Origin of the sequence: Massilia genomosp. 1, from assembly GCF_011682185.1 — a bacterium.
GTDB lineage: Bacteria > Pseudomonadota > Gammaproteobacteria > Burkholderiales > Burkholderiaceae_D > Telluria_A > Telluria_A rubra.
This window is the reverse complement of sequence record NZ_WHJF01000306.1, coordinates 1-1,075: the sequence shown is the minus strand read 5'-3', so window position 1 is coordinate 1,075 and position 1,075 is coordinate 1. Positions and strand designations below refer to the sequence as shown.

General features: G+C 49.0%; 1 protein-coding gene. It reads left to right on the top strand.

All coding sequences use genetic code 11. The features are described 5' to 3' along the window. Window positions 1-403 precede the first annotated feature (403 nt). The gene (locus tag F1735_RS33760) at window positions 404-961 is read left to right on the top strand and encodes a hypothetical protein (protein ID WP_167241393.1); all 558 of its coding nucleotides are present in this window, start codon (window positions 404-406) and stop codon (window positions 959-961) included. The last annotated feature ends 114 nt before the right edge of the window (window positions 962-1,075 follow it).

Sequence of the window (1,075 nt, the reverse complement as noted above, 5' to 3'; positions counted from 1 at the left end):
CCGCCGGCTCTGCCAACCGAAGCCGGAATCAACATGCCCAAAATGGACATTGGCACCAACGAGCAGACCGAAGAATGCTCCCTAAACAATCTGTAAATACTGTCTCAAATAGTTTGACACGCTCCGAGGACGAGCGCAACGTCATGTCCCTGACTCCATTACAACGCTACGCGCGCTCATCGCCAGTGCTATCGCAACGCAACTACAGCGTTGCCCTTGTTGCTTTCAAATTAGACCTATTTTGTGACATAGTAGGATTAGACCAAGGCCTCAAAATCCTCCAAACATCGGGTGATTTTTAGACGCGCGAAACTACAGCGTCGCCTCCAAAAAATCTGAAGAGTAAGCTTTTTCATGGTTCATGAGATAATATTGTTTTTAATTAACTGGTATTGGGAACGAAATGTACTTTTTTTTCGAGGCTGTACTTCCAAGCGCACGTAGTCGGGCCTTCCGATTTTTATGGGCGGGCATAGCGGCTTTCATAATATGTTCACCCTTAAGCGCACGTGCGGAAGACGGAACATATATTGGTCCATTCAAGTATTATTACGATAGCAGTAAAACATTTCCGGATGAGGGTTCGGCAGTAGCGGCGCTCCTCGTTGAAAAAAATTCTAAAAAAGAACCTTGGATTTGCGATTATTTCATTATGGGAAAACCAGGCGAGTGGAATCTGGATACCAGTGTTGCGAATATTGTTTCTGGGCAACACAGGTCGTATAATCTTGTGTTTCATATGCTGACGATGCCAGCCGGAGATTGTAATCGGGTTGAGGGCGGATTCGGCTTAATCATTTACGCCACCAGATTGGTATGCGTTGAGGAAATGGGCACACGCTATTTCTCTCAGGCCGATGAGTGCCGTCGAGGCGAATATAGAGACAAAGAGGACCCAAACGGTAGCAATGTTGGCCCTCAATGCCCTGACTGCGACGTGGGAAAACCGATTACACCGTAACCGTTCACGTCCCGGACGGAATCGGCGGCAGCGAGGGTGTGGCGACGCCCTTTCTGGCGGCGGCGATCACAGTGGCGATGTAGACCCAGGAGGAAACGGCCCGCTTGCGGCAAG